Source organism: Enterovirga sp. CN4-39, assembly GCF_049446235.1.
In the GTDB taxonomy this organism is placed as follows: Bacteria; Pseudomonadota; Alphaproteobacteria; order Rhizobiales; family Beijerinckiaceae; genus Enterovirga.
The window spans coordinates 43833-67457 of sequence record NZ_JBMSEF010000013.1; the positions used below are offsets into that span (position 1 = coordinate 43833).

General features: G+C 67.9%; 21 protein-coding genes. 17 read left to right on the forward strand and 4 right to left on the reverse strand.

What is annotated here, in order from left to right; translation table 11 throughout:
* The first annotated feature begins 23 nt into the window (after positions 1-23).
* The 8 genes from ACO2SS_RS19670 to ACO2SS_RS19705 all read left to right on the forward strand — a co-directional run bounded on the left by ACO2SS_RS19670 (position 24) and on the right by ACO2SS_RS19705 (position 11819).
* Positions 24-293, forward strand: coding sequence for a hypothetical protein (locus ACO2SS_RS19670; protein ID WP_423279474.1), 270 nt, complete (start codon positions 24-26; stop codon positions 291-293).
* An 80-nt stretch (positions 294-373) separates the two neighbouring features.
* The gene (gene fabI, locus ACO2SS_RS19675; RefSeq protein WP_423279475.1) at positions 374-1198 is read left to right on the forward strand and encodes an enoyl-ACP reductase FabI; all 825 of its coding nucleotides are present in this window, start codon (positions 374-376) and stop codon (positions 1196-1198) included.
* The gene (locus ACO2SS_RS19680) at positions 1185-1787 is read left to right on the forward strand and encodes a histidine phosphatase family protein (protein WP_423279476.1); all 603 of its coding nucleotides are present in this window, start codon (positions 1185-1187) and stop codon (positions 1785-1787) included. Before fabI ends, ACO2SS_RS19680 begins: the two co-directional genes overlap by 14 nt.
* Positions 1788-1972: 185 nt before the next feature.
* Positions 1973-6010, forward strand: coding sequence for a Pls/PosA family non-ribosomal peptide synthetase (locus tag ACO2SS_RS19685; RefSeq protein WP_423279477.1), 4038 nt, complete (start codon positions 1973-1975; stop codon positions 6008-6010).
* Positions 6011-6520: 510 nt separating this feature from the next.
* Complete coding sequence (gene aroC / locus ACO2SS_RS19690) at positions 6521-7624, forward strand: chorismate synthase (RefSeq protein ID WP_423279478.1); 1104 nt, start codon at positions 6521-6523, stop codon at positions 7622-7624.
* A 182-nt stretch (positions 7625-7806) separates the two neighbouring features.
* The gene (gene ribB, locus ACO2SS_RS19695) at positions 7807-8880 is read left to right on the forward strand and encodes a 3,4-dihydroxy-2-butanone-4-phosphate synthase (protein WP_423279479.1); all 1074 of its coding nucleotides are present in this window, start codon (positions 7807-7809) and stop codon (positions 8878-8880) included.
* 15 nt (positions 8881-8895) lie between these two features.
* On the forward strand, positions 8896-10029 hold the full coding sequence (locus tag ACO2SS_RS19700) for a Kelch repeat-containing protein (protein ID WP_423279480.1): 1134 nt from the start codon (positions 8896-8898) through the stop codon (positions 10027-10029).
* A gap of 74 nt (positions 10030-10103) precedes the next feature.
* Complete coding sequence (locus ACO2SS_RS19705; RefSeq protein WP_423279481.1) at positions 10104-11819, forward strand: FAD-dependent monooxygenase; 1716 nt, start codon at positions 10104-10106, stop codon at positions 11817-11819.
* Here ACO2SS_RS19705 and ACO2SS_RS19710 read toward each other — a convergent pair.
* Positions 11797-12726 (reverse strand): histone deacetylase family protein, encoded by a 930-nt coding sequence (locus tag ACO2SS_RS19710; protein WP_423279482.1) that lies wholly within the window; start codon positions 12724-12726, stop codon positions 11797-11799. The two genes, ACO2SS_RS19705 and ACO2SS_RS19710, sit on opposite strands and share 23 nt — an antisense overlap.
* A 206-nt stretch (positions 12727-12932) precedes the next feature.
* Here ACO2SS_RS19710 and ACO2SS_RS19715 point away from each other — a divergent pair, with 206 nt between their 5' ends.
* The 9 genes from ACO2SS_RS19715 to ACO2SS_RS19755 all read left to right on the forward strand — a co-directional run bounded on the left by ACO2SS_RS19715 (position 12933) and on the right by ACO2SS_RS19755 (position 21630).
* Complete coding sequence (locus ACO2SS_RS19715; protein ID WP_423279483.1) at positions 12933-13523, forward strand: L,D-transpeptidase; 591 nt, start codon at positions 12933-12935, stop codon at positions 13521-13523.
* Positions 13524-13600: 77 nt separating this feature from the next.
* The gene (locus tag ACO2SS_RS19720; protein ID WP_423279484.1) at positions 13601-13801 is read left to right on the forward strand and encodes a hypothetical protein; all 201 of its coding nucleotides are present in this window, start codon (positions 13601-13603) and stop codon (positions 13799-13801) included.
* 71 nt (positions 13802-13872) lie between these two features.
* Positions 13873-15252 (forward strand): MFS transporter, encoded by a 1380-nt coding sequence (locus ACO2SS_RS19725; RefSeq protein WP_423279485.1) that lies wholly within the window; start codon positions 13873-13875, stop codon positions 15250-15252.
* 43 nt (positions 15253-15295) lie between these two features.
* Entirely contained in the window at positions 15296-15829 is a 534-nt protein-coding gene (locus ACO2SS_RS19730) for a hypothetical protein (RefSeq protein WP_423279486.1), read from the forward strand.
* Between the two features lie 17 nt (positions 15830-15846).
* The gene (locus ACO2SS_RS19735; RefSeq protein WP_423279487.1) at positions 15847-16578 is read left to right on the forward strand and encodes an HAD family hydrolase; all 732 of its coding nucleotides are present in this window, start codon (positions 15847-15849) and stop codon (positions 16576-16578) included.
* The gene (locus tag ACO2SS_RS19740) at positions 16571-17557 is read left to right on the forward strand and encodes a cation diffusion facilitator family transporter (RefSeq protein ID WP_423279488.1); all 987 of its coding nucleotides are present in this window, start codon (positions 16571-16573) and stop codon (positions 17555-17557) included. Before ACO2SS_RS19735 ends, ACO2SS_RS19740 begins: the two co-directional genes overlap by 8 nt.
* Positions 17558-17651: 94 nt before the next feature.
* Positions 17652-18539, forward strand: coding sequence for a sulfite oxidase heme-binding subunit YedZ (locus ACO2SS_RS19745; RefSeq protein ID WP_423279489.1), 888 nt, complete (start codon positions 17652-17654; stop codon positions 18537-18539).
* 99 nt (positions 18540-18638) lie between these two features.
* Positions 18639-20270 carry a long-chain-fatty-acid--CoA ligase gene (locus ACO2SS_RS19750; protein ID WP_423279490.1) on the forward strand — a complete coding sequence of 544 codons (1632 nt, stop codon included), beginning with the start codon at positions 18639-18641 and terminating at the stop codon, positions 20268-20270.
* A gap of 307 nt (positions 20271-20577) precedes the next feature.
* Positions 20578-21630, forward strand: coding sequence for a tlde1 domain-containing protein (locus ACO2SS_RS19755; protein WP_423279491.1), 1053 nt, complete (start codon positions 20578-20580; stop codon positions 21628-21630).
* Between the two features lie 14 nt (positions 21631-21644).
* Here ACO2SS_RS19755 and ACO2SS_RS19760 read toward each other — a convergent pair whose 3' ends face one another.
* From ACO2SS_RS19760 to ACO2SS_RS19770, 3 genes are all read right to left on the reverse strand, one after another.
* The gene (locus ACO2SS_RS19760; RefSeq protein WP_423279492.1) at positions 21645-22253 is read right to left on the reverse strand and encodes a glutathione S-transferase family protein; all 609 of its coding nucleotides are present in this window, start codon (positions 22251-22253) and stop codon (positions 21645-21647) included.
* Between the two features lie 103 nt (positions 22254-22356).
* Positions 22357-22605 carry a hypothetical protein gene (locus tag ACO2SS_RS19765; protein ID WP_423279493.1) on the reverse strand — a complete coding sequence of 83 codons (249 nt, stop codon included), beginning with the start codon at positions 22603-22605 and terminating at the stop codon, positions 22357-22359.
* A 60-nt stretch (positions 22606-22665) separates the two neighbouring features.
* Positions 22666-23577, reverse strand: a complete 912-nt coding sequence (locus ACO2SS_RS19770; RefSeq protein ID WP_423279494.1) for an MBL fold metallo-hydrolase — start codon at positions 23575-23577, stop codon at positions 22666-22668.
* Positions 23578-23625: the final 48 nt, after the last annotated feature.

Consider the following 23625-nt stretch of genomic DNA (forward strand, 5'->3'; position numbering starts at 1 on the left):
GGCTTCGCTCCTTGAGCGTTGTCGTGAGCTTCAGGGAAGAGGAATGCATGGACGAGACGACCCGCAGCGTAGCCTGGGCGATCGCGGAAGCCTGGTGGCGCAAACGCAATCGGGTCGCCGCCGGGTCGGTGCCGGAAGCGAACTCCTCGACCGAGTACGCTGACAACTTCTGGCAGAGTTGGGTCCCTGAGGCGAAATGCGCCATCGAGGCGATGGAGCGGATGGCTGCCGCCAAGCAGGTGGCGGCCGTGCAGTCGAGCACGATCGTGCCGCCCGTGATCGCTCGGATCTGAGGAGGGCGCACGCGTCGCTCTTTCGCCCTCGAGGCCGGTCGGCTAGAACCGCCTCATTCGAACGAGGCGGATAGGGATCAATGCCTGACAACGCGGCCGCGGGCCTGCTATCGGGAAAGCGCGGCCTCATCATGGGCGTGGCGAACAATCGCTCCATCGCCTGGGGGTTGGCCAAGTCGGCCCGGGCGCATGGTGCGGAGCTCGCCTTCACCTACCAGGGCGACGCGCTGAAGAAGCGCGTCGAGCCGCTGGCCGCGGAACTTGGCGGGCATATCGTCGGCCATTGCGATGTGACCGACCCGGCGAGCCTCGACGCGGTGTTCGATGAGACGAAGCGCCTCTGGGGCGGGTTGGACTTCGTCGTCCATGCGATCGCCTTCTCCGACAAGGACGAGCTGACGGGTCGCTACGTCGATACGAGCGAGGCCAATTTCACCAAGTCGCTCCTGATCTCCTGCTACTCCTTCACGGCCGTTGCCCAGCGTGCCGAAAAGCTCATGGGGAATGGCGGCTCGCTGCTCACGCTGACCTATTACGGCGCCGAGAAGTGGATGCCGCACTACAACGTCATGGGCGTCGCGAAGGCGGCGCTCGAGGCGTCGGTGCGCTACCTCGCGGCCGACCTCGGCCCGAAGGGGATTCGCGTCAACGCGATCTCGGCGGGGCCGATCAAGACCCTGGCCGCGTCCGGCATCGGCGATTTCCGCTACATCCTGAAGTGGAACGAGTACAACTCGCCGTTGCGCAGGACCGTCACGATCGACGAGGTCGGCGAGACGGGTTCCTATCTGGTCTCGGACATGTCGCGCGGCATGACGGGCGAGATTCTCCACGTCGATGCCGGCTACCACGTTGTCGGCATGAAGAACCCCGAGGCCCCCGACCTGACCCTTGAGCGCGAGTAGCTGGGTCCTGCCCGCGCCGCTCTACTTCGTCCGCCACGGCGAGACGGACTGGAACGCCGTCGCCCGTCTGCAGGGACAGCAGGACGTTCCGCTGAACGCCGTCGGGCGCGTCCAGGCTGAAGACGCCGGGCGCAAGGTCGCCGACCTCGCGGTCGAGCCCTCAGGGCTCGACTACGTGGCGAGCCCCCTCGGCAGGACGCGAGAAACGATGGAGATCCTGCGCCGGACGCTGGGCCTCGATCCCGCCGGCTATCGGACCGACGAACGCTTCGTCGAGCTGACCTTCGGCGAGTGGGAGGGCCTGACCTGGCGCGAGGTGCGCGGGCGGGCGGCCTCGCTTGCCGCGGAGCGCGAACGGGACAAGTGGGGCTTCGTGCCGCCGGGCGGGGAAAGCTACGCCATGCTGCTGGAGCGTCTGCGTTCGCCAGCCCGGGAACTCGTCAGACCGACGGTCCTCGTCTCCCATGGCGGTGTCGCGCGTGCGCTGCTCGTCGCGCTTGCCGGCGTGCCGCAACACGAGGCGCCGCGGATCGATATTTGGCAGGGGCGGGTTCTGGTTTTCGAGAACGGCGCCTATTACTGGCGGTAATGTTCCGAACCGAGCCTGGGCTCGTCGAGTTCACCTCCCGTTAAGCCTGTCCTGCCGCAGAGGTTAGGGGCGGGCGGTTGCGGCGCGTGTCCGGGACAGTTCCCGGTTGGGACCGCTAAGGAGCCGGCGCGAACCTCGGCAGGGGCCTGGGCGCGCCATACCGGGAGGCGGGTGGGACGGTCGTCATGAAGGTTCTGGAAGAAAGTGGCCCGCTGTTCCCGAAGTCGAGCGCGGGCGCATTCCTCCGGGGGCCGGTGCGCGACGACCTGATCCGCAACGAGGTTCTCTCGGAGATCTTTGCTGCGACCGCCGCCGCGCGGCCCGATCATGCCGCCCTCGTGTTCGACGGGCGCCGTTATAGCTATGCGGAGGTCAACCGCACCTCGGACGAGCTCGCCCGCGGTCTGGTGCGGCTCGGGATCGGTCCTGGGCACGTGGTCGGGCTGTGGATGGAGCGCGGCGCGGATCTCCTGATCGCGCAGATCGCGATCACGAAGACGGGCGCTGCCTGGCTGCCCTTCGATGCCGACGCCCCGGCCGACCGGATCGCCGTCTGCCTGGAGGATTGCGGCGCCAAGGGTCTTCTGACGAGCGATACGCTCTCTGCTCGGGCCCCGCGGGCCCGGCCGGTGCTCACGCCATCGCAGCTGCGCGATCCTGCCGACACCCGCCCGCTCGATCCGCGCGGGGCCGGGCTCACGCCCGAGCACCCAGCCTACATGATCTACACCTCGGGTTCGACCGGCGTGCCGAAGGGCATCGTCATCACCCAGAGGAATATCTGTCACTTCCTGCGGTCGGCGAACGAGGTCTACGGGTTCCGGGAGGAGGACGTCGTCTTCCAGGGCGCCTCCGTGGCCTTCGACCTCTCCATGGAGGAGATCTGGATCCCCTTCATGGTGGGGGCAACGCTGTTCGTGGCAACGCCCACCTCCATGGGCGATGTCGAGCGCCTGCCCGATCTCCTCGGGGAGGCCGGTGTCACCGTGATCGACACGGTGCCGACGCTTCTCTCCATGCTGCCGCGCGACGTTCCGGGTCTGCGCCTGATCATTCTCGGGGGCGAGGCGCTTCCGGCGCCCCTGCTGGCCCGCTGGGCCAAGCCAGGCCGGCGCCTGTTCAACAGCTACGGCCCGACCGAAGCGACCGTCGTCGCCACCTTGGCGGAACTGCGTGCGGGTGAGCCCGTCACGATAGGGCGCCCCCTTCCGAACTACACGGCCTACGTGGTCGGGGAGGACGGCCGACTCTGCCCCCCAGGCATGCAAGGCGAGCTCCTCATCGGGGGCCCTGGCGTGGCGAAGGGATACCTCGCTCGCCCGGAGCTGACGGCCGAGAAGTTCATCGCCAATCCCTTCGGCGGAGACGGCCGCGACCCCGTCCTGTACCGCTCCGGGGATGCCGTCAGCCTGACCGAGAGCGGCGATATCGGCTTCCACGGCCGCATCGACGACCAAGTGAAGATCCGCGGCTTCCGGGTCGAACTCGGTGAGATCGAGGCGCGGCTGAGTGCCATGCCGGGGGTCGCCCAGGCAGCCGTCGTGCTGCGCAGCGACGGAGGGATCGACCGCCTCGTCGCGTTCATGGTGCCGGAAAGGGACGCCGCACCCGACGCGAAGCAGCTCCGCACCAACCTGCGGAAGGACGTGCCGGCCTATATGGTGCCGGACCATTTCGAGACCTCCTCCGAATTGCCGCGGCTCTCTTCGGGCAAGGTCGACCGCAACCGGCTCAAGGCCCTTCCGATCGCCTACGGCGATGCGGCCGGGGAGCAGGAGGTGCCGGCAAATGAGACCGAAGCCGCTCTGCTGGTCGCCGCCAAGCGGGTGCTCGGGGAAAGACCCCTGGCCCTGGATGGAGACTTCTTCACGGACCTCGGCGGCCACTCCCTCCTGGCGGCTCGCTTCGTATCGGCGATCCGGGAGGAGCCGGCGCTCGCCTCTGTCACGATGCAGGACGTCTACAAGCACCGCTCTCTGCGCGCGCTCGCGACGATCCTCATCGAGCGCACGGGCGGGATCGGCTCGGCCGCCGTGCAACGCGACCTCTCCTTCGAACCTCCGCCGTTCCTCCGACGGTTCCTGTGCGGCCTTGCCCAGGCGGTCGCGCTTCCCTTCGTCCTCGGCCTCGTCACCCTGCAATGGCTCGGGCTTTTCATGGCCTCGGTCTTTCTCGTCCAGGGCGAGGTGGGCTTCTGGGGCGAGATGGCGCTGCTTCTCGGCGTCTACACCGTCATCAACCTCGGCACGAAGATCCTGATCATCGGGCTCAAATGGCTGATCATCGGTCGAACCAAGCCCGGCCGTTACCCGCTCTGGGGCGTCTACTATTTCCGCCTCTGGCTCGTTCAGCGCCTGCTCCAGGTCACGACCTTGAAGTTCCTCCAGGGCTCGCCCCTGATGCGCGTCTACCTGCGGGCGCTCGGCGCAAAGGTCGGACGCGATGCGATCATCTCGGAGTTCGAGAGCGGTGCGATCGACCTCCTGACGATCGGCGACGGGGCGAGCGTCGGCACGAAGAACCGCCTCGCGACCTTCGAGGTGGTCGGGAACGAAGTCATCGTCGGCCCGATCGAGATCGGACCGGAGGCCTATACGGGCAATTCATGTGTGCTCGGCCTGGGCTCCAGGCTCGAGCGCGGCGCCGAATTGTCCGACCTGACCTATATCCCCGGGGGGCGGACGGTCGGGGCGTACGAACACTGGGACGGTTCGCCGGCCCGCAAGGTCGGCATGGTGGATGTCGCAAGCCTGCCGCCGCAGGCCGAGGCCGGGCCGGCCCGGCGAGCCGTGCAGGGCACCGTCTACGCGGTCGCCTATGTCGTGATCCTGATGCTCGGTCTCGTGCCGATCTTTCCGGCCTTCTACGTCCTCTACAATCTCAACACGCTCTTCACGGGCGTGAACGACTACAACGTGAGCTGGTCGGCGCTCCCGATGTACACTTGGCCGACCGCCTTCGTGCTGGTCGTCGCCTCGGTGCTCATCATCATCGCGGTCCGCTGGCTGGTGCTGCCGCGCGTCCGTGAGGGCACGTTCTCGATCCACAGCTGGTTCTATCTGCGCAAGTGGATCGTCGGGCTCGCCACGGAAGTGACGCTGGAGACGCTCAACTCGCTCTATGCCACCATCTACATGCGGTACTGGTACCGCCTGATGGGCGCCAAGATCGGCAAGGGCTCGGAAATCTCGAGCAACCTCGCCGGGCGATACGACCTCGTCGACATCGGCAAGAACAACTTCCTCGGCGACGAGGTGATCTTCGGCGACGAGGAGATCCGCCGCGGCTGGATGACGCTCAAGCGCGTCAAGACTGGCGACCGGGTCTTCGTGGGCAACGACGCCGTCATCGCCGGCGGAGCCGATCTCGCGGACGGCACGCTGGTCGGCGTGAAGTCGAAGCTGCCCGACAGCCTCAAGACAGGCCCGAACGAGACCTGGTTCGGCACACCTGCGATCAGCGTGCCGAGCCGGCAGATGGTCGATATGGGGGCGGTCTGGACCTATGCACCGCCGAAGATCTACGTCCTGCGGCGGGCGATCTTCGAGGGCCTGCACACTTCGCTGCCGACGGCCGTTTTCATCACCTTCGGCTACATGGCCGCGGACATGATGGCCGACCCGATCGATACAGGGAGCTGGTGGACCGCCATCGGCATCTTCCTGGCGGCGGGCGTCGTCATCGCGCTGATCATGGTGGCCATCTCGGCCGCGATTAAATGGGCGCTGATGGGCGTCTACAAGCCCGTCATGAAGCCGATGTGGTCCTGGTGGGCCATGCGGACGGAAGCCGTCGCGGTGCTCTACGGAGGGCTCGTGGGCAAGGCATCCCTCGAGTTCATGCGCGGAACGCCGTTCCTTCCGTGGTTGCTCAAGGTCTACGGTGCCCGGATCGGCAGGGGCGTCTATCTCGATTGCACGGACTTCACGGAGTTCGATTGCGTCAAGATCGGAGATTTCTGCGTGTTCAACGATCACGCAGTGCTCCAGACGCACCTCTACGAGGACCGGGTCATGAAGGTCGGTACGATCGAACTCGGGAAGGGCGTCTCGGTGGGGTCGAACACGACGGTCCTCTACGACACGAAGATCGGCGACTACGCCCAGCTCGGGCCGCTGACGATCGTCATGCGGGGCGAGTCCATTCCGGGGCACTCCGAATGGGGTGGGGCGCCGGCCGTGCCGGTGCTGCACGAGGCCGCGCCCATGCGGCTCGCCGCCTGAGCGAGGCGGTGTTCTTGCTTGTCGCTGATCGTGAACCCATCCTGCTGTCCAGGAAGGGAGCTGGAGGCCCAAGATGCGCCCACTGATCCTGGCCGCGGCCGCTTTCTGCACTGTGCTGGCCGTGGCCGATGGGGCCCGCGGCCAAACGCCTCCTGCGGAGCAGGCGCGACCGCCTGAGCCATCCGTCGGCCAGGCCGCCCCGCCTGCGGAACCCGTCGCCTCGGGCCGTCCCCGTGGCAATGCGCGGGCGCCGGCACAGCCCGGCGGCATCTACGCGAGACCGGGCCGCTGCCGCGAGCTGGCGATCAAGAGAAACCTCTACGGGCTCGCCCGCCAGCGCTTCATCAAACGATGCCGGATCGCGCGCCGCACGACACCCCGGCCTGCAACGACCATTCCGGCGCCCGCAGCGCCGAGCCCTTCGGCATCCGCCAAGCCATAGCGGATCTCGAAGCTCGTCCGTCGAAAGGCTTTCGCCGGATGGCCTTCGCGCGCTAAAGCCGGCGCGCCATGTCCCACAACACTTTCGGCCACCTGTTCCGGGTCACGACCTTCGGCGAGAGCCATGGGCCGGCCCTCGGCTGCGTCGTCGATGGCTGCCCGCCGCTGATCCCGCTCGAAGCCGCTGATATTCAGGCGCAACTCGACCGACGCCGCCCGGGGCAGTCGCGCTTCACGACGCAGCGGCGCGAGCCGGACGAGGTCAAGATCCTGTCGGGCGTATTCACCGACGAGCGCACCGGGCGTCAGGTCACGACAGGCACCCCCATCGCGCTCGTCATCGAGAACGTGGACCAGCGCTCGAAAGATTACGGGGAGATCAAGGAGGCGTATCGGCCCGGCCACGCCGACTACACCTACGACGCCAAGTACGGCATCCGTGATTATCGCGGCGGCGGCCGATCCTCCGCGCGCGAGACGGCCGCGCGGGTCGCGGCCGGTGCGGTCGCCCGGAGAATTCTCCCTGGCGTCGCGATCCGTGGCGCGGTGGTGAAGATCGGCCCGCATTCGGTCGATCGCTCGCGCTGGGACTGGGACGAGGTCGGGCGCAATCCGCTCTTCTGCCCGGACCCGCAGACGGTCGAGCTCTGGTCGGACTACCTGGACGGCATCCGCAAGGACGGCTCCTCCATCGGCGCAGTCGTCGAGGTCGTGGCCGAGGGAGTGCCCGTCGGCCTCGGCGCCCCCGTCTACGGCAAGCTGGATGCGGAGCTTGCGGCCGCGCTCATGTCGATCAATGCCGTGAAGGGCGTCGAGATCGGCGACGGTTTCGCCTCGGCGGAGCTGCGCGGCGAGGAGAACGCCGACGAGATGCGCCCCGGCAATGCCGGAGCACCTGTCTTCCTGTCGAACCATGCCGGCGGGATCCTCGGCGGCATCTCCACCGGACAGCCGATCGTCGCCCGCTTCGCCGTGAAGCCGACCTCTTCCATCCTGAAGCCGCGCGCGACCATAAACCGGGCCGGCGAGGCCGCCGACATCATCACCAAGGGCCGCCATGACCCATGCGTCGGCATCCGGGCCGTCCCGGTCGGGGAAGCGATGCTGGCCTGCGTCCTAGCGGACCACTATCTCAGACATCGCGGGCAGGTGGGCGGAGGGACGCCGGGATGAGATCCGTCCGAAGCCGCAATCTGCGTGGCCGCTCTTCCCCCTCACTACAGCGAGCCGTTCGACCGTCAGCCGATCGCGCACGCTCTCGAGAGGATGCGCTCCTGATCACCGCCGGTGCGGCGCCAGCCGCTTACGGCTCCCCTTTCTGATGCTCGACGCTGCTTCGAGCCGAGAAGCCTGACATGCCACACACAGTCACCGAAGCCGTTGAGGCCTTTGCCCGGGGCGAGATCGTCATCGTCACGGATGACGACGATCGCGAGAACGAGGGCGACCTCGTCATTGCGGCCTCTCTCTGCACGCCCGAGAAGATGGCCTTCATCATCCGCAACACCTGCGGAATCGTCTGCGCGCCCCTGACCTCCGCCGAGGCGAGGCGTCTGCGGCTCGACCCCATGGTTGCCTCGAACGACGCGCCGCTCGGCACCGCCTTCACGGTGACGGTCGACGTGAAGCACGGGCTGACCACCGGCATTTCGGCCGAGCAGCGCACGAACACCGTGCGGGCGCTCGCGAACCACAACATGGGGGCGGCCGACTTCGTGCGGCCTGGGCATGTGTTCCCGCTCATCGCTCGGGACGGCGGCGTGCTCATGCGTTCCGGCCACACCGAGGCGGCAGTCGACCTCTGCAGGTTGGCCGGCCTGCCGGAGGTGGGCGTGATCTGCGAACTCGCCAACGATGACGGCACCGTCATGAAGGGCGAGCAGATCACCGCCTTCGCCCAGACGCACGGGCTCAAGCGTATCTCGGTTGCGGACCTGATCGCGTATCGGCAAGCGCGGGAGAAGCTCGTGGAACGGCTCGGCTCGTTCCCGGTCCGGACCGAGCACGGCCCGCTCACGGGATATGCCTACTCGACCCCCTTCGAGGACGTGCAGCACTATGCCTTCGTGCTCGGCCGCGTCGGGGACGGGCAGAATATCCTGGCTCGCCTGCATCGCGCCAACGTCCTGACGGACGTGCTGGGTGGCGGGCAGACGATCAGGGCGTCGCTCGAGCGGTTCGCGAAGGAGGGCAGGGGCGTTCTCGTCTATCTTCGTGATGGGACCGCGGGCGTGCCGCTCACCTCGTTCTCGGAGGAGCACGAGGATTCGGACGCCCAGCGCACCCGGCTCTGGCGCGAGATCGGCGTCGGCGCGCAGATCCTGCGCGATCTCGGCGTGACCTCCATCCGCAACCTCGCGACGGGTTCACGATCCTATGTCGGGCTTTCCGGCTTCGGGATCGAGATCGTAAGCTCCGAGCCGATCTAGCTTCCGGAGAATTTCATGCACCGCCGTAGAATGCTTCTCGGGGCTGCGGCGGTCGGCGTCGCGGGGCCGGCTGCGCTGGCCCAGCACGGAAATCATGGCAGTTCCGTCCCTACTCTTCCCGAGGCACCTCCCGCGCGGGATCCCTTCACGCTGCTCCAGGGCGGCGCGCCACACCACCTGACCGGTGAACAGGAGGCGCAGCGCGTCGTCGAGAGCCCCGCTCCCGCCGGCCCGCCTGGCCGGTGGGTCCCGCGCGCCGCGATGCCGATCCCGCGCAGCGAGATGGCGTGGTCGACGGCCTGGGCCGGCCGCATGCATGTCGTCGGCGGCTACGGGGAGGGACGGGTCGATCGTCCCTATCACCACGTCTATGACCCGGACGGGGATCGCTGGCTCAATGCCGCGCCGCTGCCCCGGGGCGCGAACCACGTCGCTGTCGTGGCCGATGCCGGGCGGATCTATGCGCTCGGCGGGTTCACGGAGCAGAACCGGAACGCCGACACCAATGTCTATGCTTATGATGTCGCGTTCGACCGCTGGACGCGCATCGCTCCGCTTCCGCGTCCCCGCGGCGCTGGCGCCGCTGTCGCCCTGAACGGCCGCATCCACCTGATCGGGGGCGCCTCGAACCCGACGCTGGAACGCGCCAGCGTGGGCTGGCACGAGGCCTATGATCCCGTCTCGGACACCTGGTCCGTCCTGAAGCCGCTACCCGGCGCGCGCGATCATGTCGGCTGCGTCGCTCATGGGAACCGCATCCACATCGTCGGCGGGCGGTTCAACACCTTCGAATACAACACCCCGCTCCATCACGTGTACCTGCCGGACCGCGACACCTGGGAGGAGCGTGCCCCGATGCCGACGAGCCGCTCCGGGCATGGCCTCGTCGTGTACCGCGACCGCCTGTTCGCGATGGGCGGGGAGGCCGGGGTCGTCGACCGCGGCCGCATCACGCAGGCCAAGGTCTACGGGCAGATGGAAAGCTACGACCCGCAGGCGGATACTTGGCAGAGCCACGCGCCGATGCCGACGCCGCGCCACGCGGTCGCCGCCGTCCTGATCGGCGATTGGATCTACGTTGCGGGCGGGGGATCCGTGACCGGCGGGTCGATTCAGTCGGCCGTCCATGAGGCTTTCACGCTCGGCTAGGGGCTTGCCCAAAGGCGCCAGCGATACGCTGACGGGACGGCCTGATCGGCCATCGACAGGGTTGGAGGGCAGCCATGGACGGTGAAGGTGTCGGCAGCGACCTAGGCAGCCCGGGGCAGCCCCGTCGGCTAGACGCCGATGTGGTCGTGGTCGGCGCCGGTCCGACGGGGCTCTTCGCCGCGGCACTTCTCGCACGCTGCGGGGTCCGTCTGCGCATCATCGACGAGAGCCCGAGCCAGGTGAAGGAGTCGCGGGCCTTCGCGGTCCAGGCCCGCACCCTGGAGATATTCCACGCCATCGGCCTCGCGGAGGCCTTCCTCGACCGCGGCACGCTCGCCTCCGGGGCCCGCATCTACGTCGACGGAAAACCGGGGGCGGGCTTCAATTTCGAGGACGTGGGTCGGTCCGACACGCCTTTCCCCCTGGTGATGATCCTCCCGCAATCGGAAACGGAAGCAATCCTTGTCGACGACCTTTCGCGCCTGGGCATCCAGGTCGAGCGGGGTGTCACTGCGACAGCCCTGACCCAGGACTCCAGCGGGGTGACTGTTTCGGTCACCGGCCCCGACGGCATGGAACGCACCCTTTCGTGTTCCTTCCTGATCGGTGCCGACGGGGCGCACTCGGTCGTGAGGAAGGCGCTCGGCCTGACCTTCGAGGGCGCTCCCTACGCGCAGACCTTCCTGCTCGCGGATTGCGCGCTGGAGGGCGAACTCGAGCAGGGGCCGTTCTCCGTTTTCTTCCATCGCGAGAACTTCGCGCTCTGGTTCCCGATCAACGGCAGCCGCTTCGGCCGCGTGATCACGACCAGCCGCCAGGAAGTCACGGATTCCTCCGTAGCCAGCGTCGGTTCGTCGCCGACGACCCTCGCCGAGGTGGAGGAATCGCTGCGGGCGGCGGCGAACCGGGACCTGCGCCTCAAGGATCCAGTCTGGCTGTCGCGCTACCGCGTCCACCATCGCGGGGTGAACAGCTACGGGACCGGCCGCGTCTTCGTGGCGGGCGATGCGGCCCATATCCATTCCCCGGCGGGCGGCCAGGGCATGAATACCGGGCTGCAGGACGTGTTCAATCTCGCTTGGAAGCTCGCACTCTCCGTGCGGGACGGCGCGCCTCGTGAACTCCTCGCCAGCTACGATTCGGAGCGGCGGCCCGTCGGCGAAAACGTCCTCGCCGCGACGGACCGCGTCTTTTCCTTCGTGACCTCGAACTCGCCCTGGGTCTCGGCCGTGCGGAACACGCTGCTGCCACTCGCCGGTGCAACGATCGGGCGAAGCGGAATGCTCCGTTCCCGTGCCTTCCACCTCGTGTCGGAACTCGGCATCCACTACGGACCGGGCGCGGCTGTCCAGGACGAGAAGACGGCGCCGGCCCCCTGGTCAGGAGGACCGGCCCCGGGCGATCGGGTGCCGGATGCCCGGATCAGCCGGACCCGGACGGCTTTCGATCTGCTGGCCGGCTACCGCTTCCAAGCCCTCGCCATCTGCCGCAAGGCTCTCTCCCTCGAGGAGATCGAAGCGATCGCGGACGAGTTGCAGAGGCTGCCCGGCGCCACGAGCCTCGACCTAGGTGTCCAGCTCATAGCGAATTCTCTGGTAGGCCGGCATCCTCGCCTGATCCGCATCGAGCACGACACGACCCTTTCGAGCTTCGGCATGAGCGACGGCATCGACGAAGCCCTCTACCTCGTTCGCCCGGACGGCCATGTCGCCTGGCGCTCGCCCTCGCTCGACTTTGCGGGGCTGCGCAGTTTCGTGGCGGGCCGGTTCAGGCCTCCATCAGCGTCCTGACATGGGCTGCTACGGAATCCGATAGGCCCTGAAGGTCGTACCCGCCCTCGAGCACGGACACGACCCTGCCGCCGCAATGTCGGCCGGCAAATTCCATGAGCTTCCGGGTCGCCCAGGCGAAGTCCTCCGCCTCGAGTCGCAGGTTGGCGAGCGGGTCCCGCCAATGGGCGTCGAAGCCGGCCGAGATGATGACGAGGTCCGGCCCGAAATCCTCCAGCCGCGCCATGATGCGGCTCTCGAAGGCCTCGCGGAAGGTCTCGCCACCCGAGCCGGGCCGAAGCGGGGCATTGACGATGGTGTCGAAGTCCCCGCGCTCCGACAGGGCACCCGTGCCGGGATAGAGCGGCATCTGGTGGGTGGAGGCGTAGAGCACCGTCTTGTCGGCCCAGAATATGTCCTGGCAGCCGTTCCCGTGATGCACATCCCAGTCGATGATCGCGACGTGCCCGGCGCCGTGCTTGGTCTGGGCATGCCGCGCCGCGATGGCGGCGTTGTTGTAGAAGCAGAATCCCATCGCCTTCGTGCGCTCGGCATGGTGGCCCGGGGGGCGCATCGCCGAGAACGCATTTTGGACTTCCCCGGTCATCACCGCGTCGACGGCCTGGACGGCCGCTCCGGCCCCGCGCTCGATCGCCTCCAGGGTTCCGGGTGACATGACGGTGTCGGAATCGATGCCGACGAGGCCCGTATCCGGCGCCGCCTCCTGGATGGCTTCCACATAGGCGCGGGGATGGGCGAGGCAGATCGTGTCCGTATCGGCCTTTTCGGCAAGTCGCCGGATGAGCGGGGTGAACTCCTCGGCCGCCAGCGTGCGCTCGACCGCCCTGATCCGGTCCGGCCGCTCGGGGTGACCAGTCGGCGTCTTGTGCTCGAGCGTCGCGGGATGGTGCAGCAGAAGCGTGGTCATGGACCCGTCCGGGATTCTGTCGACCAACCCTCGCAGCCCGGCCCGGTCGTGTCCACACGCCTAGTTGTGACGTGGTTGCAACAGGGCTCAATGATCCTCATGGCCCGCCTCATTCGGACAAGTCCTGCCCCGATTGGGCGGTAACGGCTTAGCTCATGGTTAACGATGCCCTGTCACGGCTGATCGGACGGGGTGGGGGCAAGATCATGCGTACGACGTTACCGGCTCTGGCGATTGCTCTCGCCGGAACGCTTCTTCTGGGCGGCTGCTTCTCGGCGGTGCCGGATCCGAAGGTCTCAGAGCTCGACGCCAAGTACATGGCGATGGTGCCCCAGGCGGAGATCGATCCGCATTACGCGCGCTACCAGATCAACGATCCGACGGGCGAGGCGCCCGGCACGGTGGTGGTCGAGACCAAGGAGCGCCAGCTCTACTACGTGCTGCCCAACAAGAAGGCGATCCGCTACGGGGTCTCCGTCGGCGACGAGGCCTTCGGCTGGACGGGTACGGCCGAGATCGCCCGCAAGGCCGAGTGGCCAGCCTGGAATCCCCCTGCGGAAATGAAGAAGCGCTGGCCGCATGTTCACCCGGTCGAGGGCGGCCCGAACTCGCCGATGGGCGCCCGAGCGCTCTACCTGCATCAGAACGGCAAGGACACGCTCTACCGGATCCACGGGACGAACGAGCCCGAGAAGATCGGGCAGGCCGTCTCGTCCGGCTGCATCCGCATGCGGAACATGGACGTGGTCGAGCTCTTCAACCGCGTGCCGGTCGGCACTAAGGTCATCGTCCGGTAGCGAACGGCCGACCGCATCTCGCCACGGGGTCGGGTCGAGCGCCGCCTCGCAGCCGGTTGCTGAAAGAGGGGCTGGGCATGCGCAAGACGATCGTGCTTCTCACCCTGGCGGCGGCGGCCTTCCTGCCCGTTGAGCCGGCTCGAGCCCAGTTCGGCATGTCTACCTCGCCCTTCATCGGGGCTCCGCCCCAGGGCGCGGCCCCGGCGCCCGCGGTGGAACCCACGCAGAAGCCCGTCCGGCAAAAGAAGGCCCGCGCCAAGAAGCGGCCGCGTCGCTGACGGCCGAGGCGGCCGTTGCCCAGGCGACATCCGGCGCGCTAAGCCCCCGGGCAGCGGAAGGCGAGGGCAGGGTGGCAGCAGACAGGGTCGATCCGGAAGAAGGGCTGCCGCTCCCGCAAAGGTACTGGTCGATCATTGCGATCGGCCTCGCAATCACGATGGCGGTGCTCGACGGAGCGATCGCGAACGTAGCCCTGCCCACCATAGCGCGCGAGTTCCAGGTCGATTCGGCAGACGCGATCTGGATCGTGAACGCGTTCCAGCTCGCGGTGGTCGTCTCGCTCCTGCCGTTCGCAGCGCTCGGCGAGATCCTGGGCTATGCCCGTATCTACCTGATCGGCCTCGCGCTTTTCACCCTGGCGTCGCTCGCCTGCGCGCTCTCGTCCACGCTCCTCGAACTGACTGTCGCCCGCGTCCTGCAGGGTTTCGGGGCGGCCGGCATCATGGCGATCAACGCCGCGCTGGTGCGCTTCACCTATCCCAGCCGTCTGCTCGGGCGCGGGATCGGCCTCAACGCCTTCATCGTGTCGTTCGCCTCCGCCGTTGGCCCGACGGTCGGCGCGGCGATTCTCGCGACGGCGTCCTGGCAATGGCTCTTCGCCATCAACGTGCCGATCGGCATCCTCACCTTCATCATCGCCGCCAAGGCGCTTCCCCGGACAGTTACGACGGCGCGGCGGTTCGATTTTGTCAGTGCGATCCTGAATGCGCTCGCCTTCGGTCTGATCATCGCGGGCATCGACGTCACCACGCGCTCGTCGAACATGCTTCTCGGCATCGCCATCCTGGCAGGCGGCGTCGCGGCGGCCGCTGCGCTCGCCGCCCGCGAGTTGAACCGGACCCACCCCCTCCTTCCCCTGGACCTGCTCCGGATTCCGATCTTCGGGCTCTCGGTCGCGACCTCCATCTGCTCGTTCTGCGCCCAGATGCTGGCGCTGGTGTCGCTGCCCTTCCATTTCGAGGGGGCCATGGGGCGGAGCGCCGTGGAGACCGGCCTCCTCCTGACGCCCTGGCCGATCGCGCTCGCGATCGTCGGGCCGCTCGCCGGCCGCTTGTCGGACCGGTATCCGGCCTCGATCCTGGGCGGGGTAGGGCTTCTGATCTTTGCCGTCGGCTTGGCTCTCCTGGCGATCATGCCCACGACGGCCACGACAGGGGACATCGCCTGGCGGATGGTCATCTGCGGCATCGGGTTCGGCCTGTTCCAGGCACCGAACAACCGCACGATGATCGCGGCGGCACCCCGTCCGCGGAGCGGCGCAGCGGGGGGCATGCTGGCAACGGCGCGGCTCACGGGCCAGACGCTCGGGGCGACGCTGGTGGCCATCTTCCTCGCCCTCACGCCAACCCATGGCGAGTTCATCGCGCTGTCGGTCGGAGCGGTTCTCGCGCTCGCGGGTGCGCTCGCGTCGATCTCCCGCCTGTCATCGGAGCGCCGTGCGCGGGCCTGACCGCCGCCTCGACCGGAACTCGTCCGTCGGGTAGAAGCGAAGGATGCTCGACCCCGCCGTTTTCGCTTCGACGCCCGCGCCGGGCCGCGACTGCGGCACCTGCACGCTGTGCTGCAAGGTCTATGACGTTCCCGCGCTCGAGAAGCCGGCGGGGAGCTGGTGCCGCCACTGCCAGCCGGGGCGCGGCTGCGGCATCCATGAGACCCGGCCGCAGCATTGCCGCAGCTTCCACTGCATGTGGATGCTGGAGACATGGCTCGGCCCCGAGTGGAAGCCGGAGAAGGCGAAGCTCGTCCTGACGGTCGACCCCGAGACGCGCTTCCTCCTCGTGCAGGTCGATCCCGGCTCGCCGGGGGCCTGGCGCCGCGATCCTTATTACGGCCAGCTCAAGAACTGGGCCGCCGCCGGTATCGCGCAGGGGCGGCAAGTCATCGTCTTTCTGAACAAGAGCGCGACCGTCGTTCTTCCCGATCGCGACGTGCCGCTCGGCATCATGGGGCCGAACGACCGCATCGTCGCGCGGGAGCGGCGCACCCCGCAGGGCATCACCCTGGATGTCGAGAAGGTGGCCGCCTGACCTCGTCGTCCGCCACGATGCCGGGGCCCGGGACGCTCCAGGCTCTCCTTTTCGACAAGGACGGCACACTCATCGATTTCGACGCGACCTGGGGGCCGGCGGCCTACGAGGTCATGACGACTCTCGCCGGGGGCGACCGGGCGAGCCTGGAGCGGCTGATGCTCGTCAGCGAGTACATCGAGGAGGAGCGCCGCTTCCTGCCGACATCGCCGCTGGTCGCGGGTTCCTCCGCGCATTACGGCCCGCTCTGGGCGGAAGCGCTCGGCCGTGAGCCTGGACAGCTCTTCTACTCGGAGATGGACGAGCTCTTCCGGATCGGCGGCCTGAGGCATCTTGCGCCTATAGCCGAGCCCGCTGCGATCCTGGGGGAGCTTGCGGGGAGGGGGATTCGCCTCGGCATCGCCACCAATGATGCCGAAGCCTCCGCCCGGGCGCAGGCCGAGGCGCTCGGCCTTTCGCCGATGCTGAGTTTCGTTGCCGGCTATGATTCCGGCTTCGGCGGCAAGCCCGATCCCGGCATGGTGACGGCGTTCGTCGAGCAGCATGGTCTCGACCCCGCCCGCGTGGCGCTGATCGGCGATTCCAAGCACGATCTCCTGGCGGCACGGGCCGCCGGCGTCGTGGCGGTCGCGGTCCTGACGGGTCCCTTGCGGGAGGCGGCGCGGGAGGATGTGGAGCCTCTGGCCGATCACCTGCTCGTCTCGATCGCGGATCTTCCTGCCTGGCTGAGCGGAGGCGCCGATGGCTGAGGTCCCGCACGATCACGGGCACGCCGGGGCGAGCCATGGCCATGATCATGGCCATAACGGGCATGGCCACCATCACCACGGCGGGCTCGGCCATGTGCATGCGCCTGCAAGCTTCGGCCGCGCCTTTGCGATCGGCATCTCGCTCAACGTCGCGATCGTGGTGCTGCAGGGCGTCTATGGCTACCTGTCGAACTCGGTCGCGCTGATCGCGGATGCGGGCCACAACCTCTCCGACGTGCTGGGCCTCGTGGTGGCCTGGGCCGCCACCGTGCTGGCCGCGCGACCTCCGAGTTCGCGCTTCACCTACGGGCTTCGTGCATCGTCGATCCTTGGCGCGATGTTCAACGCTGTATTCCTGCTCGTCGCCGTGGGGGCGCTGTCCTGGGAAGCGTTGCGCCGCCTCGCCGACCCCGAACCGGTTGCCGGCGTCACCGTGATGGTGGTTGCGGCAATCGGCATGGTGCTGAACGGCTTCACGGCCTGGCTCTTCGCCGGTGGCCGGAAGGGTGACCTCAACATCAGGGGCGCGTACCTCCACATGGCGGCGGACGCGGCCGTGTCGGCGGGCGTCGTGATCGCAGGCCTCGTCATTCTCCTGACGGGCTGGCTCTGGGTCGATCCCATCGTCAGCCTCGCCATCAACGTCGTGATCGTCTGGGGCACCTGGAGCCTCCTGCGCGACAGCATCGTCATGTCGCTTGCCGCCGTGCCGGCCGGAATCGATCCGGAAGAGGTCCGCACCTTCCTGGCCACCCGCGAGGGGGTCGCCGGCCTCCACGACCTCCACATCTGGCCGATGTCCACGACGGAGACCGCGCTCACGGCCCACCTCTCGATCCCAGGGGGGCACCCGGGCGATGGCTTCCTGATGGGTCTGGCGGCCGAGCTGAAGAGCCGCTTCGGCATCGGGCACGTGACGCTGCAGGTCGAGACGGACCCGGACACGGTCTGCGCGCTCGCGCCCGAGCATGTCGTCTAGGTTGCGCCTGAGAATGTGAACAGGATGCGGCTGTGCGGGCGCTGTGCGCCGCGCCGGGCGGCACCATCTCCGGGGTGATCGGATTGGAGCTTCGATGGCCTCTTCCCTCACACTCTGGCGCGGCCGCAAGGGCGAGCTGTCGCCCCTGCGCATCGCGACCCTTGCGATCCTGGTATGGCCCGCTGTGCTCGCCGTCTTCGACGCAAGCCGGGGAGGCCTCGGCGGCCGTCCTCTGAACGAGCTCATCCATCGCTCCGGCTGGTGGGCCCTCGTCTTCCTGATGGCTTCGCTCGCAGTGACGCCGCTGCGCCAGTCGGGTGGATTCTCGCGCCTCTTCGAGGTGAGGCGGATGATCGGCGTCGCGTGTTTCTGCTACGCGGCGGCCCATATCTGCCTCTACGTGGTCGACCAGAACTTCAACCTGGTGAAGGTCGCGACGGAGATCGTCTCGCGGATCTACCTGACGATCGGCTTCGTCGCGCTGCTTGGGCTGGCCGCGCTCGCCGCGACCTCGAACGACACCATGCTGCGCCGGCTGGGCGGCCTGAAATGGCGGCGGCTTCACCAACTCGCCTACGTGATCTCGCTGCTCGCGCTGATCCACTTCTTCCAGCAGACCAAGGCCGACATCACCCAGCCGACGCTCTTTGCCGGGCTCTTCACCTGGATGATGGGCTACCGGATCTTCGCCGGTCTGGGAGAAGGCGCGCTCGGCTGGCCGCGTCTTCTTCTCCTCGCCGTGATCGCCGCGGCACTCACTTTCGCGGGCGACCTCCTGGGGCTCTGGATCACGGCCGGCAGGCCGCCCTTCCTCGACTTCGTCCCGCTCTATGGCGGTGCGATCCTCGATCCCGATCTCGGCATCCGTCCCGGCTGGCCGGTCCTCGGAGCGGGCCTAATCGTGACGGTCTTGAGCCTTCTTTCCCCCTCACGGCGGCCTCTGCCGCGCGCACGCCCGGCTCCGCGGCCTGCGACATCCTGAGCCCCGGCTCTCGCACCAACGTCCAGATTGCGGAGCCCTTCCAGTCGCTTATGGTGCGCGAAGCCTGGGCCCCGAAAGCGGGCACAAGGGAGGAAATTGATGCGCGGCCTTATGCAGGACTGGCCTCTGCTGATCCACAAGGTGATCGACTACGCAGGCACGGAGCACCCGAACCGGCCCGTCGTCTCGCGCTCGGTCGAGGGGCCGATGCACCGGACGACCTATTCGGAGGTGCGCGAGCGCGCCCTCAGGGTTGCCAAGCGCCTCACGATGGAGGGCATCGGCGTGGGCGACCGTGTCGCGACCCTCGCCTGGAACACCTGGCGCCATCTCGAGACCTGGTACGGCATCACGGGCGTCGGTGCGATCTACCACACGGTCAATCCCCGGCTCTTCGAGGACCAGATCGTCTTCATCATGAGCCACGCGGAGGACCGGATCCTGTTCCTGGATCTCACCTTCGTGCCGCTCGTGGAGAAGATCGCATCGAGGTTGCCCTTCGTCGAGCGCTACATCGTCCTGACCGACGCTGCGCACATGCCCGCGACCGCCCTTCGCAACGCCATTGCGTACGAGGACTGGATTGCCGAGGCGGATAGCGACTTCCGGTGGCTGAGCGTCGACGAGAACACGGCCGCGGGCCTCTGCTACACCTCAGGCACGACGGGCGAGCCGAAGGGCGTCCTCTACTCGCATCGCTCGAATCTCATGCAGGCAATGATGACGGTGATGCCCGACGCGTTCGGGCTTTCGACCCGCGACGTCGTCATGCCCGTCGTGCCGCTCTTCCATGCCAATAGCTGGTCGCTCGCCTTTGCGGCGCCGATGGCCGGGTCGGCCCTCGTCATGCCTGGACCGAAGCTCGACGGCGCCTCGGTCTACGACATCCTCACGACCGAGAAGGTGACGTTCACGGCCGCGGTGCCGACGATCTGGTTCTCGCTCCTGCAGCATCTCGATCAGACGGGCGGCACGCTTCCCGATCTCACCCGGGTCGCGATCGGCGGCTCGGCCTGCCCGCGCGCCGTGATCGAGGCCTTCGAGAAGCGCTTCGACGTGCCGGTGCTCCATGCCTGGGGCATGACAGAGATGAGCCCGGTCGGGTCGATCTGCTCGATCAAGCCCGAGGTCCATAGCGAGGACTACGAAAAGCTCCTCGACGTGAAGGTCACCCAGGGCTACGCGCCGTTCGGCGTCGAGTGGAAGATCACCGACGACAACGGGGTGGAACTGCCGCATGACGGCAAGACCTTCGGCCGGCTGAAGGTCCGCGGCAGCGCAGTCGTGCGCCGCTACTTCAAGCGCGAGGACGAGGAGATCCTCGACGGGGAGGGCTATTTCGACACGGGTGACGTCGCCACGCTCGACGAGAACGGCTACATGCGGATCACCGATCGCTCGAAGGACGTCATCAAGTCCGGCGGCGAATGGATCTCCTCGATCGAGCTCGAGAACCTCGCGGTGGGCCATCCGGAGGTGGCCGAGGCGGCCGTGATCGGCATCCAGCACCCGAAATGGGACGAGCGGCCGCTCCTGGTCCTCGTGCCGAAGCCGGGCTGCGAGCCGAAAAAGGAGGACGTGCTCGAGTACCTCCGGCCTCGGATCGCGAAATGGTGGATGCCGGACGATGTCGTCCTCGTGCCGGACATCCCGCATACCGCGACGGGCAAGATCCAGAAGACGACGCTTCGCGAGCGCTTCCGGGACTACCGCCTGCCAACGGCCGGCTGACCCGCCAGCCTTGCAGGTCCGCTGGTAGACCGAAAGGCGATCTTTCCGGAGATAATCGTCTTTATTCTTCTTCGGTAGCGCTCGGTTAACCATGCCGTGGCTGAATAGGCCAAGGTGAACGGCAGGTTCGACCGGACCGGTCGTCTCGCCCCGACGCGCAGCGATGCCGCGGGGTGAGCGCTGGAGGGAAGCTTCGCCGGGCACGCGTATCGTCGAGTCGCGTCCCATGTTGCGTATCGGTTCTCCCTCCGCCCGCGGTGGCCACGGCGACCTGCTTCGTGGGCGCTCCCTCCGGGCGACTGCGCTGATGACCGCGGCGGCCGTCCCCATCGTATTCGCCGTGACGGCCGGGCTCGGGATCATCTCCGTTCCACCCCTCCGGCAGGCCGATCCGGACGTGACGGGAAGCGTCTCGCCGGCGCCCATCCGCATCGACGCCAGCCTGCTCGATCCGGTCCCGATGCTCGGGAAACAGGCTGCGCAGGGTTGGTCGACTGCGCCTCTCGCCGCTGGCCTGCTGCCGAAAGCCTCGCCTGCTGGGGCGGCGTCGACCGTTGCGCCGCGTGCCGTGCCCGCTGGGAGGCCTGCGCCCGCTCAGCAGAATGCAGCGCCGGAACCCCAGCGCACCTCGCAGCTCCTGCATCCGATCCCGCTTCCCGCTCCGCGTCCGGCGGATCTGGCCCCGGCCGCCAGTCCCGCCGTTGCGCGCGCTGCGCGTCCGGCCCAGCGCCGTTTGCGCAGCGCGGCGGTCGCGGCCCCGCAGGGTGACGATCGCTCCTGGTTCGAAAAGCTCTTCGACCTGAACGCGCCGACAGCGCCCGGCGTCTCCTATGCCGCGCTCGACACGCGTGCCGTCCCGGTGGCGCCGCAGCCCCGGCTTAGCCCCAGCCCGCTTCCTCCCACCGGATCCGAGGCGGGCGTCGCCGTCTACGACATCAGCGCCCAAACGGTGACGCTGCCGAGCGGCGAGCGGCTTGAGGCGCATTCCGGGCTGGGCGAGAAGATGGACGATCCCCGCTTCGTCCATGTGCGGATGAAGGGTGCGACACCGCCCGGCACCTACGACCTGACCGAGCGCGAGGCTCCCTTCCACGGCGTGCGCGCATTGCGGCTCCATCCCGTCGGGGGGAGCGGGGCCATCTTCGGGCGCGCCGGCATCCTGGCGCACAGCTATCTCCTCGGCCCGAACGGCGACTCGAATGGGTGCGTGTCGTTCAAGGATTATGACCGCTTCCTACAGGCCTATCTCCGGGGAGAGGTCCGCCGGATCGTCGTCATCCCGGGCAACGGGCAGGATCGCCTGCCGGCAACGGCCGGCCGGAAACGCGAGCGTTGGGACGCTCGCGCGAGGAATGCCTGAGCGGGACCTGCGGATCACTCGCGATCGATCGGCCAGAGCTTGAAGACATCGAGCGCTTCGCACTCGGCCGTGTGACGGGCGAGGGCGGGCCAGCGGGCTTCCTCGGCGAGGTCCGGAATCACGAACCGGCCGAAGCTCCAGGCCACGGCGGCTGCGATGTCCGATTGCCGGAGCTGCGGGCCGGCGGCGAGGCGCTTCTCCCGTGCGGCTTCGTCGAGGAGATCGAACGCCGTCCGGAGCTGGTCCACCACGCGATCAAGCCAGGGTGCATAGCGCTGCGCCTCCGGGCGTTTGCGCTCGTATTCCACGCCGACGGCCTTGTCGGCAGCCACGATGCCGATCCCAAGAAGGCCGAGGTCCCGCCGGCGCTCGGCGGCATCCGCCGGGCGGAGCGTTCTGCCTGCGACATCCTCCATATGCTGCACGATGAGGATCGAGTCGGTGATCACGGTGCCGTCTTCGCAGACGAAGCTCGGCGCCTTGATGAGCGGATTGATCGCGCGGAACGTGTCCATGTGCCGGAACACCGAGACCGAGCGATGCTCGAAGGTCAGGCCGAGCAGGGTTCCCGTAATCGCAGCCCGTCGCACATAGGGGCTGTCCAGCATTCCAACGAGAAGCATAAGTCGCATCCTTGCAGCCGCATCGAGCTAGCCGATGCGGCGGAGGATGCACGCGCAACTTCGTGATGCGACCGATCACGTCCCGTGGTGATCGGTCTGGCGGTCAGATCCCGCGCCGGCGGCGGCTGAAGTACCAGAGCGCAGCGGCGACGATGAGGACCAGGAGGACGAGCCACCAGTAATCGTCCAATCCCATGGCCGGGGCCGCCGTTCCGGTGCTGGGCGCTGTGGGGGCGGCCGGTGCGGGAGCCGTCGGCGCCGGGGTGGTCGGCGCCGGCGTGGTGGTCTGGGCGAGGGCCGGCCAGGTCATGAGCCAGGCCAACGCGAAGGTGACGTCCCGTTTCAGCATCATCGGCGAGGTCCTCCCGACGAGCAAACGAGCGAGATGGTATGTGGGTTGCAGCGCCAGCGGTCAGGCGGGGTGATATTCGCCGTCTACCTGAGGCGCGCCGGGTGTCGTGACCTTCCCCTGTCCGACCAGGTCCTCGAGGTGCGCGAAGACCGAGAGGCGGGCGGCGTTGAACAGACTCGGCGCAAGCCCCTGGTAGATCGCCCGGACGATCTCGGCCGTTGTCCGGTCTCCCGAGTGGATCCGGTTCAGGATCGAGGCCTCGCGCTGGCGGCGGTGGTGGATGAGCGCGCGGACGAATCGCTGCGGGTCCCGGACCGGCCCACCATGGCCGGGCCAGAAGGTGGTCTCGGGGCGTCCGCGCAGCTTCTCGAGCGAGGCCATGAAGCTCGACATGGAGCCGTCCGGCGGGCCGACGATGGTGGTGGACCAGGCCATGACATGGTCGCCGGAGAAGAGCGCGTTCTCCTCGCGGAAGCGGAAGCTCAGATGATTGGCGGTGTGTCCAGGGGTCTCGACGGCTTCGAGAGTCCAGCCTGGACCTTCGACGAGGTCGTGCTCGCGTAGTTCCCGGTCGGGGCGGTATGCCATGTCTCCCGACCCTTCCATGGAGTCCGTCTCGCCCTCGCCAAGCGGCCGCGAGCGCCGATGCGGCCCGCAGCCGATGATGGGAGCGCCGGTGGCCTCCTTCAGGAGGCGCGCGCCTGGCGAATGGTCCCGATGAGTATGCGTGACGACGATCGCGGCGATGCGCTCGCCCGGGAGGCAGGCGAGGAGTTGGCCGATATGGCGCTCATCGGCCGGCCCGGGATCAAGGATGGCGACTTCGCCGCGGCCGATGACGTAGCTGCACGTTCCCTTGAACGTGAATGGTCCGGGATTGGCCGCGACGACGCGCCGGATGAGAGGGCTCACTTCTGCGGCCGCTTCCGGCTCCGGCGTAAAGTCGAGGTCGAAGGAAAGCTCGTCTGCCATGTGTCGGGCGATCACAAAATCATTTGAGGGGGATCAGGCACTCCGTAT

Bases quoted from the DNA above. Each gene is read 5' to 3' on its own strand.
- ACO2SS_RS19765 (WP_423279493.1), bottom strand. From the start codon at position 22,605: ATGATGCTGAAACGGGACGTCACCTTCGCGTTGGCCTGGCTCATGACC.
- ACO2SS_RS19760 (WP_423279492.1), bottom strand. From the start codon at position 22,253: ATGCTTCTCGTTGGAATGCTGGACAGCCCCTATGTGCGACGGGCTGCG.
- ACO2SS_RS19735 (WP_423279487.1), top strand. From the start codon at position 15,847: ATGCCGGGGCCCGGGACGCTCCAGGCTCTCCTTTTCGACAAGGACGGC.
- aroC (WP_423279478.1), top strand. From the start codon at position 6,521: ATGTCCCACAACACTTTCGGCCACCTGTTCCGGGTCACGACCTTCGGC.
- ACO2SS_RS19685 (WP_423279477.1), top strand. From the start codon at position 1,973: ATGAAGGTTCTGGAAGAAAGTGGCCCGCTGTTCCCGAAGTCGAGCGCG.
- ribB (WP_423279479.1), top strand. From the start codon at position 7,807: ATGCCACACACAGTCACCGAAGCCGTTGAGGCCTTTGCCCGGGGCGAG.
- ACO2SS_RS19710 (WP_423279482.1), bottom strand. From the start codon at position 12,726: ATGACCACGCTTCTGCTGCACCATCCCGCGACGCTCGAGCACAAGACG.
- ACO2SS_RS19705 (WP_423279481.1), top strand. From the start codon at position 10,104: ATGGACGGTGAAGGTGTCGGCAGCGACCTAGGCAGCCCGGGGCAGCCC.
- ACO2SS_RS19755 (WP_423279491.1), top strand. From the start codon at position 20,578: ATGACCGCGGCGGCCGTCCCCATCGTATTCGCCGTGACGGCCGGGCTC.
- ACO2SS_RS19720 (WP_423279484.1), top strand. From the start codon at position 13,601: ATGCGCAAGACGATCGTGCTTCTCACCCTGGCGGCGGCGGCCTTCCTG.
- ACO2SS_RS19700 (WP_423279480.1), top strand. From the start codon at position 8,896: ATGCACCGCCGTAGAATGCTTCTCGGGGCTGCGGCGGTCGGCGTCGCG.
- ACO2SS_RS19715 (WP_423279483.1), top strand. From the start codon at position 12,933: ATGCGTACGACGTTACCGGCTCTGGCGATTGCTCTCGCCGGAACGCTT.
- ACO2SS_RS19770 (WP_423279494.1), bottom strand. From the start codon at position 23,577: ATGGCAGACGAGCTTTCCTTCGACCTCGACTTTACGCCGGAGCCGGAA.
- ACO2SS_RS19745 (WP_423279489.1), top strand. From the start codon at position 17,652: ATGGCCTCTTCCCTCACACTCTGGCGCGGCCGCAAGGGCGAGCTGTCG.
- ACO2SS_RS19740 (WP_423279488.1), top strand. From the start codon at position 16,571: ATGGCTGAGGTCCCGCACGATCACGGGCACGCCGGGGCGAGCCATGGC.
- ACO2SS_RS19730 (WP_423279486.1), top strand. From the start codon at position 15,296: ATGCTCGACCCCGCCGTTTTCGCTTCGACGCCCGCGCCGGGCCGCGAC.
- fabI (WP_423279475.1), top strand. From the start codon at position 374: ATGCCTGACAACGCGGCCGCGGGCCTGCTATCGGGAAAGCGCGGCCTC.
- ACO2SS_RS19750 (WP_423279490.1), top strand. From the start codon at position 18,639: ATGCGCGGCCTTATGCAGGACTGGCCTCTGCTGATCCACAAGGTGATC.